This window comes from Micromonospora sp. C41, assembly GCF_018070485.1.
Lineage (GTDB): Bacteria > Actinomycetota > Actinomycetes > Mycobacteriales > Micromonosporaceae > Micromonospora > Micromonospora chalcea.
In genome coordinates this window covers 37728-52613 of sequence record NZ_JAGPXP010000024.1, presented here as the reverse complement: position 1 = coordinate 52613, position 14886 = coordinate 37728, and the positions used below count along the sequence as shown (strand labels likewise).

Annotated in this window: 18 protein-coding genes; 6 read left to right on the top strand and 12 right to left on the bottom strand. The window is 73.1% G+C overall.

The features are described from left to right. Positions 1-5 precede the first annotated feature (5 nt). A complete protein-coding gene (locus tag KBX43_RS23225) occupies positions 6-521 on the bottom strand; it encodes a GNAT family N-acetyltransferase (protein WP_210887131.1) in 516 nt (171 codons plus the stop codon). Positions 522-758: 237 nt separating this feature from the next. Between KBX43_RS23225 and KBX43_RS23220 the strand changes: the two genes are divergently transcribed. Continuing rightward, positions 759-1727, top strand: a complete 969-nt coding sequence (locus tag KBX43_RS23220) for a serine protease (protein WP_210887128.1) — start codon at positions 759-761, stop codon at positions 1725-1727. A gap of 73 nt (positions 1728-1800) precedes the next feature. Beyond that, positions 1801-2007, top strand: a complete 207-nt coding sequence (locus KBX43_RS23215; RefSeq protein WP_043329680.1) for a hypothetical protein — start codon at positions 1801-1803, stop codon at positions 2005-2007. Between the two features lie 109 nt (positions 2008-2116). Here the strand turns inward: KBX43_RS23215 and KBX43_RS23210 are convergent, their stop codons facing one another. Further along, positions 2117-2347, bottom strand: a complete 231-nt coding sequence (locus KBX43_RS23210; RefSeq protein WP_043329678.1) for a hypothetical protein — start codon at positions 2345-2347, stop codon at positions 2117-2119. A gap of 56 nt (positions 2348-2403) precedes the next feature. Then, the gene (locus KBX43_RS23205) at positions 2404-2808 is read right to left on the bottom strand and encodes an SRPBCC family protein (RefSeq protein ID WP_210887125.1); all 405 of its coding nucleotides are present in this window, start codon (positions 2806-2808) and stop codon (positions 2404-2406) included. Positions 2809-2892: 84 nt separating this feature from the next. Here KBX43_RS23205 and KBX43_RS23200 point away from each other — a divergent pair, with 84 nt between their 5' ends. Then, the gene (locus KBX43_RS23200; protein ID WP_247677654.1) at positions 2893-3363 is read left to right on the top strand and encodes a YfbM family protein; all 471 of its coding nucleotides are present in this window, start codon (positions 2893-2895) and stop codon (positions 3361-3363) included. A gap of 79 nt (positions 3364-3442) precedes the next feature. Next, entirely contained in the window at positions 3443-4219 is a 777-nt protein-coding gene (locus KBX43_RS23195) for a hypothetical protein (protein WP_210887120.1), read from the top strand. 146 nt (positions 4220-4365) lie between these two features. Here KBX43_RS23195 and KBX43_RS23190 read toward each other — a convergent pair whose 3' ends face one another. Continuing rightward, on the bottom strand, positions 4366-5097 hold the full coding sequence (locus tag KBX43_RS23190) for an SDR family oxidoreductase (RefSeq protein WP_064445325.1): 732 nt from the start codon (positions 5095-5097) through the stop codon (positions 4366-4368). Between the two features lie 95 nt (positions 5098-5192). Here KBX43_RS23190 and KBX43_RS23185 point away from each other — a divergent pair, with 95 nt between their 5' ends. Further along, complete coding sequence (locus tag KBX43_RS23185; RefSeq protein ID WP_043329670.1) at positions 5193-6041, top strand: LysR family transcriptional regulator; 849 nt, start codon at positions 5193-5195, stop codon at positions 6039-6041. 9 nt (positions 6042-6050) lie between these two features. On the opposite strand, the gene KBX43_RS23180 is transcribed toward KBX43_RS23185, so the two are convergent. The 8 genes from KBX43_RS23180 to KBX43_RS23145 all read right to left on the bottom strand — a co-directional run bounded on the left by KBX43_RS23180 (position 6051) and on the right by KBX43_RS23145 (position 14325). Further along, on the bottom strand, positions 6051-6533 hold the full coding sequence (locus KBX43_RS23180) for a GNAT family N-acetyltransferase (RefSeq protein WP_064445324.1): 483 nt from the start codon (positions 6531-6533) through the stop codon (positions 6051-6053). Positions 6534-6544: 11 nt separating this feature from the next. After that, positions 6545-7153, bottom strand: coding sequence for an ATP/GTP-binding protein (locus KBX43_RS23175; RefSeq protein WP_043329666.1), 609 nt, complete (start codon positions 7151-7153; stop codon positions 6545-6547). Beyond that, on the bottom strand, positions 7134-7523 hold the full coding sequence (locus KBX43_RS23170; protein WP_030503284.1) for a DUF742 domain-containing protein: 390 nt from the start codon (positions 7521-7523) through the stop codon (positions 7134-7136). Before KBX43_RS23170 ends, KBX43_RS23175 begins: the two co-directional genes overlap by 20 nt. After that, complete coding sequence (locus KBX43_RS23165; RefSeq protein ID WP_030503283.1) at positions 7520-7945, bottom strand: roadblock/LC7 domain-containing protein; 426 nt, start codon at positions 7943-7945, stop codon at positions 7520-7522. The genes KBX43_RS23170 and KBX43_RS23165 overlap by 4 nt, the downstream gene beginning before the upstream one ends. 65 nt (positions 7946-8010) lie before the next feature. Next, entirely contained in the window at positions 8011-10491 is a 2481-nt protein-coding gene (locus KBX43_RS23160; protein WP_210887117.1) for a nitrate- and nitrite sensing domain-containing protein, read from the bottom strand. Positions 10492-10571: 80 nt separating this feature from the next. After that, a complete protein-coding gene (locus KBX43_RS23155) occupies positions 10572-12119 on the bottom strand; it encodes a prenyltransferase/squalene oxidase repeat-containing protein (RefSeq protein ID WP_210887114.1) in 1548 nt (515 codons plus the stop codon). Continuing rightward, positions 12116-12991: a terpene synthase family protein gene (locus tag KBX43_RS23150; RefSeq protein WP_113972473.1), complete on the bottom strand. Its 876-nt coding sequence runs from the start codon at positions 12989-12991 to the stop codon at positions 12116-12118. The genes KBX43_RS23155 and KBX43_RS23150 overlap by 4 nt, the downstream gene beginning before the upstream one ends. Further along, on the bottom strand, positions 12988-14325 hold the full coding sequence (locus tag KBX43_RS23145) for a cytochrome P450 (RefSeq protein ID WP_176722849.1): 1338 nt from the start codon (positions 14323-14325) through the stop codon (positions 12988-12990). Before KBX43_RS23145 ends, KBX43_RS23150 begins: the two co-directional genes overlap by 4 nt. A gap of 311 nt (positions 14326-14636) precedes the next feature. On the opposite strand from KBX43_RS23145, the gene KBX43_RS23140 reads away from it, so the two are divergent. Then, a complete protein-coding gene (locus tag KBX43_RS23140) occupies positions 14637-14885 on the top strand; it encodes a DUF2630 family protein (protein WP_030503278.1) in 249 nt (82 codons plus the stop codon). Position 14886: the final 1 nt, after the last annotated feature.

Sequence of the window (14886 nt, the reverse complement as noted above, 5' to 3'; positions counted from 1 at the left end):
GCCGGTCAGGCCAGCCGCGCGGCGTACACGTGCACCGGATCCCCCGATCCGGACGTCGTCGCACGCTCGAAGCTCAGCCCGATCCGCTCCGCGACCCGCTGCGAGGGCGTGTTGTCCGGGTGGACGATCGCGACGAGGGGGTCGACGCCCAGCCGGTCGCGCGCGTGGTCGCGACACACGGCCGCCGCCTCCGCGGCGAATCCGCGACCCTGCATCCCGGTCCGCAGGTGGTAGCCGACCTCGACCTCCATCACCCCGTCCACCGGCTGCGGAGTGAGACCGCAGTCGCCGACGAACTCGCCTGTCGCCCGTGACCTGAGCACCCACAGTCCGAAGCCGTGGCTGCGGTAGAGGCCCTCGCTCCAGCGGATCCAGTCCAGTGCCTCCGCCCGGGTCTTCGGCCGCGGGTAGTAGCGCATCACGAGCGGGTCGCCGAGCATGGCGGCCATGTCGTCGAGGTCGTCGACGGTCATTTCGGCAAAGATCAGTCGTTCGGCGGCAGGCGGCGGATCAGCAGTCATCGTGGCCCCGGTCGCTTCGTCACGGCTTCGAGGCTACCGAGGTCGAGCGCCGCTCACGGACCCGGAATTGCAATTCGATGATGTCCCCGCCCCCCCGATCGCACATCCGACACCGCAAACAATCGACGTCCATAATTCATTGACACGCTCCGAATCCCGTCGATACGTTGCCGACATCGCGATGAACAACGGGGCGCTCCAGTTTCGATCCGGGAATCGAAAACTGGGAAGGATTTCATGAAGACGACGATCAGACTTCTGGCCCTGCCGGCCCTGATCCTGCCGACGATCCTCGCCGGCACTCCGGCTCAGGCCGCCACCGACACCACCTCCGGCACCGCTGCTCCGGCCGCGGTGACCTCGATCGAGCGCAAGGTGGGGTCGTCGGCCGGGCAGGCCAGGGCATACTGGACGGCCGAGCGGATGGCGGCGGCCACTCCCGCCGACGAGGTGGAGAAGGCCGCCGGCCCGGTCACCCAGAGCCCCACGGCGGAGCGGGTACGGCGCTTCGCGGAGGCGGTGGCGCCGAAGGACGGCAGCGGCTTCGGCGCCCAGCTCAACGAGTCGATCACGGTGGGGAAGATCTTCTACACCAGCTCGACCGACGGCCTGGGCCATTACTGCTCGGCGAGCGTGGTGAACAGCCCGGCGCGCAACATGGTCTTCACCGCCGCGCACTGCGTGCACGACGGGCCGGGCCGGGACTGGCACACCGCGAACTGGATGTTCGTGCCGTCCTACCGCAACGGCGCGCAGCCGTACGGCACCTGGGACTGGTCCACGCTCGCGGTGCCCAGCGGCTGGATCAGCACCCGCGAGCGGCAGTACGACGTGGCGGTCGCGCTCGTCTACGGCAGCCGGTCGATCGTGGACGCGGTCGGCGCGAACGGCCTGCTCACCGGCGGTGGGCGCGCGTACCACTACGACGTCTTCGGCTACCCGAGCAACAAGGACAGCGGCGAGATCCAGTGGGTCTGCTCGGGCACGTCGCGGGACGCGGGCAGCAACCGGATCGAGATGAACTGCGGCTTCGGGGGCGGTTCGAGCGGCGGCCCGTGGTACTACAGCTACGACAACACCACCAGGCGCGGTGACGTGCACGGGGTGATGAGCTACTCGAGCGGCACGAACACGAACGGCTCGCCGTACTTCTCCGCCGCGGTGGTGGGGACGCTCTACGACACGTACGCGAACGACACCTGGTGAACGACGGTCCGCCTGGTGTGCCGCAGGCGCACCAGGCGGACCGGCACCGGTCGACCGGTCCGGAGGAGGCGACATGTCACATCGTGTACTGCTCGGCGCGGCCGCCGTCGCGGCGCTCGCCGTGGCTGTGGCCGTCGTGGTCGTCGCGGCGCGCGACGGCGGCGCGGCGCGGCCGGCGCCGCCCGGCCCGGTGGTCGCTACCCACAATCCGAGCCCGGGTGCCACCGACCCGTCCGAATACTGGACGAGGGAACGAATGCGGGACGCGATCGGCGACTGAATCAAGAATTGCATTCAGCGCCCAGGTGCGTCGAATTTCGTCCCGCTCACGATCACCGGCCGAGCCCGGCGCGCAATTCCCATTTCAGGGGCGTGAGTGCCGCGTGCGTTCACGGGACGGTATCGGAGTAGACCTCGACGTCGTAGAGCAGTTGCACGTTGCGGCGTCCGTTGGTGATGCCGACGAAGACCGGGTCACCGGCCGGGGTGCGGCCCTGGCGCCACACCTGCTCCCGGGCCGCTTCCCGCGACTCGTGATGCACGCCGCCCTCGCGATGCGTCTGCAGGACGCGGCGGGCGGTGGTCGGGTCGCTGTCGAGGTGGATCCGCAGCAGGGGCATGACGCGCCCTCCTTGCCACTGTCGGGGCCGGACTGCCGACTGACCACGCGCGCCTCTCAGCCGGCGGCGCTCTCCAGCACGGCCTTGAGCCGGGCCAGATCCGCCTCGACCAGCGCGGTGTCCCGGTCGAAGTCCGTGTCGCTCATGCCGGGCATCCGGCGCAGGCTGAACACCACCTCGGTGGCGCTGCCGTCGGCGATGGCGCGCAACGGCACGTACACCGTCTCGCCCGACGGCGTCCGCACCTCGTGGTCGAGCACGCCGTACTCGTTGGCCGGGGCGAACGTGAGCCGCGCCCGCCCTTCGGGTGTGTCCACGAACCACTGGCCGTCGATGAGGTTCACCGAACCGCCGAGGCCCGGCGCCCAGCGGGGCAGGTTCGCCGGGTCGGCGGCGAAGGCGTAGACCTCCGCGACCGGACGGTCGATGTGGACGGCGAGGTGGCGGGTGTCAGTGGCCATGAGCCGATGGTGCCATGCCTGTCGCAAGCGCACGCTACGCTGCCGCCGATTCCGACCGGCACCCCCGAGAGGCACCCCGTGGGCATGATCTTCAACGCACGCCGGCTGTCCGCCGAGGAGCTGGCGGCGGTCCTCGCCGACCCGGAGAAGGTCGACACCCTGTTCCAGGGTGGCCCGGACGAGCTCGACCTCGACAAGGCGTGGCACGGGCTGCACTACCTACTGACCGGCGACACGTACGAGATCCGGGGCGACGCCGGGCCGGCCGTCCTGGGTGGTGACCCGATCGGGCCGGACCTGGGGATGGGCCCGGCCCGGCTGCTGATGCCCGACGCCGTCCGCGCTGTGGCCGGCGGGCTCGACGCGATCGACGAGGCGACGCTGCGGGCCCGCTTCGACCCGGCAGCCTTGTCGGAGGCCGAGATCTACCCGCACATCTGGGACGACGGCGTCGACGAGTTCGACGCCTACCTGCTGCCGAACTTCACCGCGCTGCGTGACTTCTACCGCGCCGCGGCCGAACAGGGGGACGGCATGCTGCTCGCCATCACGTGACCCGCCGGAAGCGTGCCTACGGAAGCGGGCCGGCGGAAACGGGTACGCGCCGACGATCGGGCGCCGGTAGCGTGCCGGCGTGGGACTCGACGCGTTCGTGTACTGCCGGTGCTGGCAGGACGGCCTCACCACGCCGTGCCCGGTCGAACCGGTCGGCATCGACGAGGACGGCTGTCTCGCGCTGTTGCGGCAGTGGGAGGGCAACGAGGCCGCGCACCGCACGTTCGACGCCTGGCTGGCGGAGGCGTGCCCGCACAAGGCCATGGAGCAGGCGAGCGAGCACGTTTCCAACTGGGCCGGCGTACGGCTGTTCCAGCAGGCGCTACGCGCCGCCGGCCCGGAGCGCTTCCCGACGCTCGCCACCGCGCTGCCGAACCTCAACGGCGGCTCGCTGCCGGCCGACCGGGCGGCGGTGGCGCTCGCCGAGCTGGACGCGTTCGCGCGCACCGATCGGATCACCGACGGGGTCGAACTGATCGACGAGGCGACCGGCCGGGTGCTGATGCAGTACGTCGAGAGCTACCACGGGGTGTTCATGCTCGGCCCGGACTTCCGGGCCGGGGTAGATCCGGACGGCTTCTTCGTCGTCGACACCGCCGACCCGCCGGTGACGCTGTTCCGGGCCGTCCGGTTCGGCCAGCGGCCGCTGCCCGGCGACCGGGTGGAGCTCACCGCCGGCGGGACACGGACGGTGCTGGCGATGCGACCCGTGGGCGAGCACGGCGAGCCGCCGCCCGAACGGCTCGCGGTGCGGACCCGGAGCCGGTCGGGCAACGACTTCGCCTACATCGTGGAGCCGCTGCGCCGGCTGTGCGCGGCGTCGGTGGCCACCGGCAACCCGGTGATGTGGTTCTGACGGGCCACCCTCGACAGCCGGTCCGCACCGCGCTCTGATGGACCACCGCATGTCCGGGCGTGTCGTCCGGGGAAGGTGACGTCACCTGAGAGCGGTATACCCCGCCGTGAGCGTCACGCTCAGTCACGTCTAGACGCTGACCGGAGTCACCACGGGATCGTGCCCGCGTCCTCGAAGTAGCCGCCGGTCGGCCCGTCGTCGGGCAGCGTCGCGAGCCGGATCGCGATCGCCGCGCCCTGCTGCGGGGTCCGCACACCGCGGAAGCTGTTGAGGTCGGTCGCGGTGAAACCCGGGCAGGCGGCGTTGATCAGGATGCCGGTGTCCGCCAGCGCCCGCGCGTACTGGATGGTCACCGCGTTGAGCATGCTCTTCGACGGTGAGTAAGCCACCGACAGCGGCCCGGTCTGGTCCTCTCCGGTGGAGGCGCTCTGCCGGGTCAGCGAGCCGACACCGCTGGACATGTTGACGATCCGGGGCGACGCCGAGCGGCGCAGCAGCGGCAGCATCGCCTCGGTCACCCGGACCACCCCGATCACGTTGACCTCGACGGCGGTCCGGATGGTCGCGAGGTCGACGTCGCCCGGGTGCTGCGGCACGCCACCTGTCACGCCCGCGTTGTTGACGAGCACGTCCAGACCGCCGGCCTCCGTCTCCAGCAGCCGGGCGGCGGCGGTCACGCTCGCGTCGTCGGTGACGTCCAGCGGTACGCCGAACGCGTCCACGCCGCCCGCGCGCAGCTTCGCCACCGCCTCGGCGAGCCGCCGCTCGTCCCGGGCGCCGACGCCCACCCGCCAGCCGAGCGCGCCCAGGCCGGCCGCGATCTCGTACCCGATTCCCTTGTTCGCGCCGGTCACCAGCGCGATCGTCCGTTCGCTCATGCCCTCGATCCTGTCCGCGGGCCGCGCGGGCCTCCAACACCGCTTCGGTGGCGCGCGATACCTGGCAGGTATCGATACGGCGGTACGGTGGCGGGATGGAGACGCGGGAGCTTCGCTACTTCGTGGCGGTCGCCGAGGAGCTGCACTTCGGCCGCGCCGCGCGCCGCCTGGGCATCGCCCAGCCGCCGCTGTCGCGAGCGATCCGGCAGCTCGAACGCCGTCTCGGCGTGACTCTGCTGGAGCGGGACAGCCGCAGCGTCGCGCTCACCGCGGCCGGGTCGGTGCTGCTGCGGGAGGGCCGGGCCGCACTCGACGCCGTGGCCGCCGCCGACCGCCGCACCCGACGCGCCGGGCAGGCCGCTACCGGTGGCCCCGGGCTGGTGCTGGCGACCAAGACCGGGGCGTCGAGCGAGCTGCTGCCGAAACTGCTCGGCGCGTACGCCGCCGAGCCGGACGCGGTCCCGGTCGAGGTTCTGCTGTGCGGCATCGGCGAGCAGGAACGGCTGCTGCGCGACGGGCGGGCCGACGTGGCGCTGCTGCACCTGCCGTACGACTCGACGACCGGGCTGGACACCGAAGAGCTGATCACCGAGCCGCAGGTGGCGATCCTGCCGGCCGGGCATCCGCTGGCCCGGCGACCGCACCTGCTGATGGCCGAGGTGGAGGCGCTGCCGGGCCTGCCCATGCCGCGCTGGCCCCGGGCCGACGGGTCGTATCCGGACGGGCCCGGCCCCGAGGTCCGGGACCACGCCCAGTTGTTCCAGCTCATCGCGCTCGGCCGGACCGTGGTGGTGCTGCCGGAGTCGGCCCGGTCGCTGCTGCTCGCCGACCTGGCCACCGTGCCGGTGCCGGACGCGCCGGCGGTGACCACAGTCATCGCGTGGCCACCGCACAGCCGGTCCCGGGCGCTGGCCGGCCTGATCCGGACCGCCACCCGCCTCTGACGCCCGCGCCTAGGCGGGCAGGTCCTTGCGCATCTGCTGGGTGACCACCCGGTATCCCGACGTCTCGTACAGCTTGCGCGCCGTCTCGTTGGTGCCGAAGACGTTCAGCTCCAGCGCCTGGGCGCCGTGCTCCCGGGCCGCCCGCTCCCCCGCCGCGAGCAGCGCCCGCCCGAGCCCCCGGCCCCGGTGCCCGGCGGCCACCTCGATGTCGTAGAGGAACGCGCAGTCGGCGAGACCGCGCGGGTGGGTCAGGCCGATCCACAGCCAGCCGACCGGTGAGCCGTCGGCAAGCTCGCCGACCAGGAACAGCATGCCGGGCGTGGCCATGCCCTGCGGCAGGAAGCCGGCGGTGGCCTCCCGGGCCCGGTCGAGCGCCTCCTCGGGCGTCCAGTTGCCGGCCGTGACGTGCTCGCGCGCGTACCCGGCGGCCAGCTCGTCCTGCCAGCTGTCGAACTCCTCCGGTGACATCGCCCGGACACTCAGCTCGGTCATGCGGCGCAGCCTCAGTCGCCGGCGGCGCGGCGGCGCGCCTCGCGCAGCTTCATGGCGTGTTCCAGCAGCGTGATCAGCACCTCCTTGGCCGACTCACGCTTGCGCGCGTCGCACAGCACCACCGGTACGCCCGGGTCCAGGTCGAGCGCCGCCTGCACCTCGTCGAGCCGGAACTTCTTGGCCCCCTCGAAGCAGTTCACCGCCACCACGAACGGCGTGCCGCGCCCCTCGAAGTAGTCGATCGACGGGAAGCAGTCCGCCAGGCGGCGCGTGTCGGCGAGCACCACCGCCCCGAGCGCGCCGAGCGCCAGCTCGTCCCAGACGAACCAGAACCGGTCCTGCCCGGGCGTGCCGAACAGGTAGAGCACCAGGTCGTCGCTGATGGTGATCCGGCCGAAGTCCATCGCCACGGTGGTGGTCGACTTCTCCTCCACGCCGGACAGGTCGTCGATGCCGATCCCGGTTTCGGTCAGCACCTCCTCGGTGCGCAGCGGCTTGGTCTCGCTGACCGCGCCCACCATGGTGGTCTTGCCGACGCCGAACCCGCCCGCGATCAGGATCTTGATCGCGGTGGGCAGCGGCCCGGCGCCCGCCGGCCGCTCAGAGCGCCCGTAGTCCATTGATAACCGCCTCGAAAACGTGCTCGTCGGGAAGGCCGGCGGTGGTCGCGCGCGGCTCGCGTACCTGCACCAGACTGCGGGCGGCCAGGTCTCCGAGGAGGACCCGGACCGTGCCCACCGGCAGGTCGAGATGGGCGGCGATCTCGGCCACGGAGAGAATCCGCTGGCAGAGGCCGACTATCGCCACGTGCTCCGGGCCCAGCCCGGACTCCGACCCGACATCCGTGCGGGTCGCGGTGACCAGCGAGATCAGGTCGAACGTGCCGGTCACCGGGCGGGCCCGGCCGCCGGTGACCGCGTACGGGCGCACCACCGGGCCGGCGTGGTCGTCCACCCACTCCTGCTCCGCGGACTCCCCCCGGCCGGTCATCGTGCCGCGTTCTCGCCGAGGGGCTGTTCCCGGGTCGGTGACGCGACGAACCGGCCGACCCGGGTGACGAGCATGGCCATCTCGTACGCGATCAGGCCGACATCCGCGTCCTCCGAGGCCAGCACCGCCAGGCAGGCGTTACGCCCAGCCGCTGTGACGAACAGGAAGGAGGACTGCATCTCGATGATGGTCTGCTGCACCTGCCCGCCGCCGAACCGCTTGCCCGCGCCACGGGCCAGGCTCTGGATGCCCGCCGCCATGGCGGCCAGGTGCTCGCCGTCGTCCCGGCTCAATCCGCGGGACGAGGCCATCAGCAGTCCGTCGGTGGAGAGCGCCACGGCGTGCTCCGCCTGCTTGACCCGGCCGACCAGGTCATCCAGCAGCCACGTCAGATCCGCGCTCGAAGCCGTCTTCTGCGCCACTCGTCGTCCTCTTCTTTCCGGCTGTGTGCCGTCAGCTTCCGGTTTCCGTCGCGTCGACGTCCCGGTCAGGTAACCTGCTCGTCCGCGTCGGCCGGCGCACCGCCGGCCCCCTGAGCCCCGCCGAGCAGGCGCGCGGCATCGGTACGGCCGCGTCGGGTGCCGCTCTGGTAGGAGCTCATCATCCGGCGCACCTGCTCCGGTGCACGCGCCGTGTCATCGTCGGCGTCGTCGTCGTCCGCCTCGGTCTGGTCGTGCCGCAGTTCCGGCGCGAGGCTGGCCTGGCGTACCCGGACCGGCAGTCCCGCGTCGGTGACCGGCGTCGTCTCCGCCTCGGTCTCCGGCTCCGTCGCCGGCGACGCCTCCGCCGCGGCGGTCGTGGCGGCGGGCCGCCGCTCCACCACCGCCAGCTCCGTGGTGGGCCCGGCCACCGCGGGCTGCCGCTTGCGGGTACGCGCCGGCAGCCCGGACGGGGTCAGCCGGGGCGCCCGCGTCACCGGCTCCGGCACCTGCGGGGCGGGATCGGCCGGCTGGTCCGGTTCGGCGGCGCCGTCCGGGCCGGACGGGATCGCCGGCCCGTCGCCGGCCGGAGTGCTCCGCACCGGGTCCGGCGCGGGCGCCACGGGCAGGGCCGTCCCGGGTGCGGGAAGGGCCTCGGCCGCGTCGGCGCCGTCAGCGGTGATCAGTTCACGGGGGATCAGCACCACGGCGGTGGTCCCGCCGTACGCGGATTCCTTGAGCTGCACCTTGACGCCGTGCCGCTCGGTGAGCCGGCTGACCACGAACAGGCCCAGCCGGGCGGCGTCGGCCAGGTTCAGCTCGGACCGGTCGACGATGCGCGCGTTGGCGGCGGCCAGCTCGTCGGGGCTCATGCCGAGGCCCCGGTCCTCGATCTCGATGGCGAAGCCGTTCGCCACGAGCTGACCGCGAACCTCGACAGTGGTCTGCGGCGGCGAGAAGGAGAGCCCGTTCTCGATCAGCTCGGCCAGCAGGTGGATGACGTCACCGACGGCGCGGCCGGTCAGCGACACCTCGCCGAGCGGGCGCACCGTGACCCGGGTGTAGTCCTCGACCTCGGCTACCGCGCCGCGGACCACGTCGACCATCGGCACGTTGCGCCGCCAGGCCCGGCCGGGCGTGGAGCCGGAGAGCACGATCAGGTTCTCCGCGTTGCGCCGCATCCGGGTGGCCAGGTGGTCGACCCGGAACAGGTCCTCCAGCTCCTCGGCGTCGTGTTCCCGGCGTTCCATCGCGTCCAGCAGTGTGAGCTGCCGGTGCACGAGCGCCTGGGTGCGCCGGGCCAGGCTGAGGAAGACGTCGCGTACGCTGCGGCGCAGCTCGGCCTGCTCGACGGCGGTGCGGACGGCGGTCTCCTGCACGACGTTGAACGCCTTGCCCACCTGGCCGATCTCGTCGTCGCCGAACTGCAACGGCGGCGCCTCGCGGGCGACGTCCACCTCGTCGCCGCGGCCCAGCCGCTCCACCACGCTCGGCAGCCGCTCGTGCGCCAGGTTGAAGGCCGCCTCGCGCAGCCGTTCGAGCTGCCGCACCAGCGACCGGGCCGTGGTGATCGAGACGACCACGGAGGCGATGACGGCGAGCAGGCCGAGACCGGCGGCGAGCACCAGCCGCACGATGACGCCGATCGCTACCGGCATCGCCCGGGACACGATGTCCTCGCCGCCGGCCAGGATCACCCCGCGCAGGTCGGCCATCGCCTGCTCGGCGGCGGCCTGCCACGCCGCCGCGGTCACCGGCGGGCGCACGTCGGCGCCCTTGGCCGCGAGGACCCGGTCCTGAAGGGTCTGCAACTGCTGGAACGCGTCGCCCTGGACCATCCGCTCGAAGCGTGCGCGGTCGGTCGGGGCGAGCTCCCGGGCGGTGCGGTCGGCGAGGAACCACTGCGCGCCGACCAGGCGGGCGAACGCGGTCTGCTCGGCCACGGTGATCCGGTTGGCCGCGATCGCGCCGGTGATCAGCGCGTCCTGTTGGGACAGCAGCTCCCGGGACCGGTTGAGGTCGATGAGCGCGGCGGTGTCCTTGGCGATCTCGTCGTCGTCGAGGCCGCCGAGCGCGTCGAAGACGGCGAAGATCGCGTCGACCGCCTCGTCGTACGCGGTGAGCGTGGCGGTGCGGTCGATGGTCTTGCGGCTGACGTCGGCGCGTACCTGGCCGATCTGGTCCAGCTCGGTCTTCAGCTCGCCGAGCCGCTGCATCAGCTCCTCGCTGGCCGGGATCTCGGTACGCCAGTCCTGCACCGAGCGCCACAGCGCGGTGGCGGTCTCGTCGGTACGGGCGCGCTGGGCGTCCAGCTCCCGCAGCCGGCCCGGATCGGACTCGCCCAGATAGCGCAGCGACAGCCGCCGCTCGGCCTGCAGCTCCTGCAGCAGCGGGTCGCTCGGCTCGAAGACGCGCGCGTTGAGCGTCTGCACGCCGAGCAGGTTGAACCCGTCCCGCACGGTCACCCACGCGGCGAACGCCCAGAGCGCGGTCAGCGACGCCAGCAGCGCGATGATCTTCGTACGGAGATTCGTACTGCGGGAACCCATCACACCGTCCTGGCCCGGTCTACGGTCGGTCCGAAATCCGATCGACTCCGGCGCACGCTAGCAGCCGTCGTGAACTCCATTCAAGCGATCCTGATCATGGTGGGTCCGGCCTCGACGGCGCGGCCGGAGGCCGCCAGCACCGCCGCGCGCACGATCTGCGTCGGGCGGTAGAGATCCTTGTCGTGCCATAGTGCCGGTTCGTCGTCGCATCCGTCCAGCTCGGACAGTCGACGGCGTCCGCGGGCGAGCGCCGCGGCGATCCGCGCGTCCCCGGAACGGCCTGCGCCGGCCAGGGCGAGCACCGCGTACGCGGTCTCCTCGGCGGTGCCGTGCCACAGTCCCCAGGAGCCGTCCGGGCGCTGCGTGTCCAGCAGCCAGGCGACGCCCCGCTCGACGGCGGCGCGCGCCGTGCCGTCGGGCGCGTGGTCGGCCAGCGCCAGCAGCACCGCGTACGTGGCGTAGCAGGCCGAGGCGTGCCAGCGGTCCTCCCAGCGCCCGTCCGGCTGCTGCCGCTCCACCAGCCACTCGGTGACCCGGCGGCGGGCGCCGGTGACGCCGGGTCCGCTCGGCTGCTCGCCGAGCGCGTCGAGCACGTGCGCGTTAGTGGTCAGCGACGCGCCGTCCTCCCCCGGCCAGGTGCAGAAGTGCCGCCCGGTGTCGAACCCGGCCAGCGGCCCGGCGCCGGGGGCGCGGCCCAGCCGGGCCAGCGCGTAGAGCGCGACAGCTGTGGTGTCCGCGTCGGCGGGCAGGCCGGGCGCGGTGGCCGCGCCGGACGGGCCGACGGCGGCGCGCAGCTCGGTGAGCACCGGCTCGGGCGCGCCGACCGGCACACCGGCCCGGACCAGGATGCCGAGCACCCAGGCGCGCTCGAAGACGGTGATCGGGCTGGCGCAGGGCACCGGGCCGGGCCGGGCCACCGCGCGCAGGTAGTCCAGCGCCGCTCCGGGCTCCGGACGGCCCAGCCAGGCGGCAGTGGCGGCCGGGGAGGCGCCCACCGCGCCGCTGGCCGAGGGACGCACGCCGGCCGCCCGGTACGCCAGCTCACCGGCGACCTCCAGCGCGTGCGCCAGCTTCTCCGGCACGGGCCGCCCGGCGGCCAGCAGCGCGCGTACCCCGGTCAGGCGGGCCGGGTCGAGACCGGCCGGCAGCGGCAGGCGGGGCCGGCCGGCCCACTCGGCCAGCCCGGGTGGCGGCCCGGCCGGTCCGGTGAGGTGCCGGTCCACGGCGGTGAGCAGCGCGGGCACGATCAGGTCGGTGGCCGGCAGGTCGGGCGGGGCGTCGCCGCGCAGCGCGCCGGACAGGAACGTCAGGCCCCGGTGGGCCGCGGCGGCCGGCACGGCGGCCGGGCCGTCGCGGCGCAGCACGGTCAGCAGCGCCTCGACCGCGCTCAGCGTCGGCACCAGCGCGTACCCGCCGGGACCGCCCCAGCCGCCGTCCGGCCGCTGCCGGGCCAGCAGCCAGGTCAGGCGCCGGTCGTGGCCGTCCAGCCAGGGCGCGAGCGCGACCAGCCGGGCGGTCTCGTAGACCGACGGCGACGTCTGCCCGGCCGGCTCGCCGGTGAGCGCGGCGACCAGGTCGTGCGCGGTCCCGGACCGGGTGGCGGGCACCGATCCGGCGGTGAGCGTCACCGCACGCCCCAGAAGTCGGTGTTGCGGTAGAAGCCGGTGGTGAAGCCGAGCTGCCGGGACAGGAAGTCGGCTTCCCGGGGCGCCTCACCGGCCAGCTTCGCCAGCCGGACGCGGCAGTGGTCGACCTGCTCGGCGAACCGCCGCTCGACCTCGGCCGGGTCGTCCACCAGCAGCAGCGCGTTGAGGTCGCCGGACTCGGCGTCGCGGCGGTGGGTGCCGAGGTCGTTCACCAGCCGCAGGGCCCGCTGCACCTCGTCGCTGACGGCGACCGCGTGGTCCATCGCCTCGGCGGTGGACACCGATCCGGTGTGGATCCAGTGCGCCACGTTGACCACTGTGGCGGCGAGGTTGTCGGCGTTTGCGAGGTAGTCGGCGAGCGTGGGGCGGCCGGTGCGCCGCCAGTCCCACTCGCGGGCCATCGCGTCGAGCGTGCGTTCCATCGCCGCACGCCAGTGGCCGCGCAGCGCCGGGTAGCCGGGCGCGGCGGCCACGTCGTCGCGCAGCTCGGCCAGGAACCGGCCCAGCGGGTCGTCGGTGCCGGCGCCGTCGAGCACGTCCAGGCAGACGCCGGTGATCCGGTCGACCTCGGCCCGGCTGGTGGCCTGGTGGTCGACCAGCCAGTCCACGGCGAAGCCCCAGAGCACGGCGCGGTTGGTCACGGCCAGCTCGGCGGCGCTGTGCCAGGGGGCGCTGAACGCCATCGCCTGGGCGATGCTGCTGAACAGCGTCGCGTCGAACGGGTCCGCGGGGAACAGCTCCGGGTGCGCGGCGGCGGCCTTGCGCAGGCCGCGCTGGCCCTGCGCGGCGAGCGCGCAGACCCGGCCCTGCTCCGCGGCGACGGCGAGTGAATCCGGTGTCGGCCCGTCGGTCATGCCCGCTCCGCCCGCCCGGCCGCGACGAGTGTCAGCTCCACCCGCTCGCGCGGCCGCAGCGCCGCGGCCAGCCGCAACCCGGGTACGCCGGGGCGATGCAGCCGGAACCGGTAGCGGCTGAGCATGGTGGCGAGGATGAGCTGCGCCTCCAGGTAGAACAGGTACATGCCGAGGCACTGGTGCGGCCCGCCGCCGAACGGGAAGTGGGCGTACCGGTGCCGGGCCCGGACCCGCTCGGGCCGGAACCGTTCCGGGTCGAACTCGTCCGGACGGTCCCAGAACTGCCGCATCCGCTGGGTGATCAGCGGGCTGACCGCCATCGTCGCGCCGGGCTCGATCGGCACGCCGTCGATGACGTCCCCGGCGACCGCGCGGCGCGGGATGATCCATCCGATCGGGTAGAGACGCAGCAGTTCGTCCAGCACCATCCGGGTGTACGTGAGCCGGCTCAGGTGCTCGCGGCGTACCGGCTCGCCCCCGACCACCTCGTCGATCTCGGCGTAGAGCCGCTCGGCCACCTCGGGGTGCTGGTCCAGGTGCGGCCAGGCCCAGGTCAGCACGTTGATCGTGGTCTCGGTGGTGGCGGCGAACATGGCCACTGTGTCGTTGCGGACCTGCCGCTCGTCGAGCTGCCGCCCGTCGTCGGTGCGGGCCTGCCAGAGCGTCGAGATGACGTCGTCGCCCTGGTCGGCCGACTCGCGGGTCTCGCGGACGATCGGCACCAGCACGTCGTCCACGATGCGTACGGCACGGGCGAACGTGCGGTCGCCCGGCATCGGCAGCGACAGCGGCGCGAACGGCACGATGATGCGGGGGATGACGGCGGTGGCGATCCGGTCCTGCGCCTCGATCACGCGCATCGCGTCCGGCACCGAGATGCGGTCGGCGAAGAGCACCTTCATGATCGCCCGGCTGACGATGCGCGCCTGCTCCACGCCGATGTCGACCGGACGGCCGGCGCGGGCCGGCTCGTCCAGCTCGTCGACCGCGTCGCGGATCGCGTCGGCCATGCCGTCGACCAGCGCCTCGACCCGTTTGGCGGTGAACATCGGCTGGAGCATGCGCCGGCTGGCCGACCAGATCTGCCCCTCGCCGAGGATGCCCTCGCCGAACAGCCGCTTGACCGGACGCCAGAACAGCCCGTCGCCTGCTCGTTCGTAGTTGTCCGCCCGGTCGCGCAGGACGTGCTGCACGTGCTTGGGGTGGGTGACGAGGTAGGGGCGGAACGAGCCGAGGTTCAGCCGGACCAGTTCACCTTCGGTACGGTTGCCGATGTCGATGAGCGCCCGGGCGGGGTCGCGGAGCACCGCCGGCAGGATCTGCCGCAGCGGCACGGTTCGGGGTCGGCCGGTGGGTCCCGGTGTGTCCGTTGGTTCGGGCACCTGAACGCTCCCTCGGTTGACTCAGGGTCGCGGCTTCGTATCGACCCGTGACGTTGCTCGCGAGCATGCCATCCTGAGCCGCAGATCAAAAGGCAGGTCGGAGGATATTTCACGTAACAACAATCTCTTTGTCGAGAATGGAGCCCGTGGGATGTGCGTCACTCCCGTACACAGTGGTGGTTGCGGAGCGCGAGCAGCGCTCACCTATCGCGGACGCCGGCAGAACGCGGGCGCGGACCCGTCCGCTGTGCCAAGCTTCGGGCATGGACGACAAGACCATCCTGAGCCGGATCTCGGAACTCGTCGACGAGGAGCACCGGCTGCGGGCCGACGCGCAGCAGCACGAGTCCGGCACCGACGACGAGGCCCGGGAGCGGCTGCGGGCCCTGGAGGAGTCCCTGGACCAGTGCTGGGACCTGCTGCGCCGTCGCCGGGCCGCGCGCCAGGCGCACGGCGACCCGGACGCCCAGGGCGAGCGCCCGGTGCCGGAGGTCGAGCGCTACCTGCAATGAC

Bases quoted from the DNA above. Each gene is read 5' to 3' on its own strand.
- KBX43_RS23150 (WP_113972473.1), bottom strand. From the start codon at position 12,991: ATGACCGACGGGCCGACACCGGATTCACTCGCCGTCGCCGCGGAGCAG.
- KBX43_RS23170 (WP_030503284.1), bottom strand. From the start codon at position 7,523: ATGACCGGCCGGGGGGAGTCCGCGGAGCAGGAGTGGGTGGACGACCAC.
- KBX43_RS23175 (WP_043329666.1), bottom strand. From the start codon at position 7,153: ATGGACTACGGGCGCTCTGAGCGGCCGGCGGGCGCCGGGCCGCTGCCC.
- KBX43_RS23210 (WP_043329678.1), bottom strand. From the start codon at position 2,347: ATGCCCCTGCTGCGGATCCACCTCGACAGCGACCCGACCACCGCCCGC.
- KBX43_RS23220 (WP_210887128.1), top strand. From the start codon at position 759: ATGAAGACGACGATCAGACTTCTGGCCCTGCCGGCCCTGATCCTGCCG.
- KBX43_RS23225 (WP_210887131.1), bottom strand. From the start codon at position 521: ATGACTGCTGATCCGCCGCCTGCCGCCGAACGACTGATCTTTGCCGAA.
- KBX43_RS23180 (WP_064445324.1), bottom strand. From the start codon at position 6,533: ATGACCGAGCTGAGTGTCCGGGCGATGTCACCGGAGGAGTTCGACAGC.
- KBX43_RS23215 (WP_043329680.1), top strand. From the start codon at position 1,801: ATGTCACATCGTGTACTGCTCGGCGCGGCCGCCGTCGCGGCGCTCGCC.
- KBX43_RS23200 (WP_247677654.1), top strand. From the start codon at position 2,893: ATGATCTTCAACGCACGCCGGCTGTCCGCCGAGGAGCTGGCGGCGGTC.
- KBX43_RS23185 (WP_043329670.1), top strand. From the start codon at position 5,193: ATGGAGACGCGGGAGCTTCGCTACTTCGTGGCGGTCGCCGAGGAGCTG.
- KBX43_RS23160 (WP_210887117.1), bottom strand. From the start codon at position 10,491: ATGGGTTCCCGCAGTACGAATCTCCGTACGAAGATCATCGCGCTGCTG.
- KBX43_RS23190 (WP_064445325.1), bottom strand. From the start codon at position 5,097: ATGAGCGAACGGACGATCGCGCTGGTGACCGGCGCGAACAAGGGAATC.
- KBX43_RS23140 (WP_030503278.1), top strand. From the start codon at position 14,637: ATGGACGACAAGACCATCCTGAGCCGGATCTCGGAACTCGTCGACGAG.
- KBX43_RS23205 (WP_210887125.1), bottom strand. From the start codon at position 2,808: ATGGCCACTGACACCCGCCACCTCGCCGTCCACATCGACCGTCCGGTC.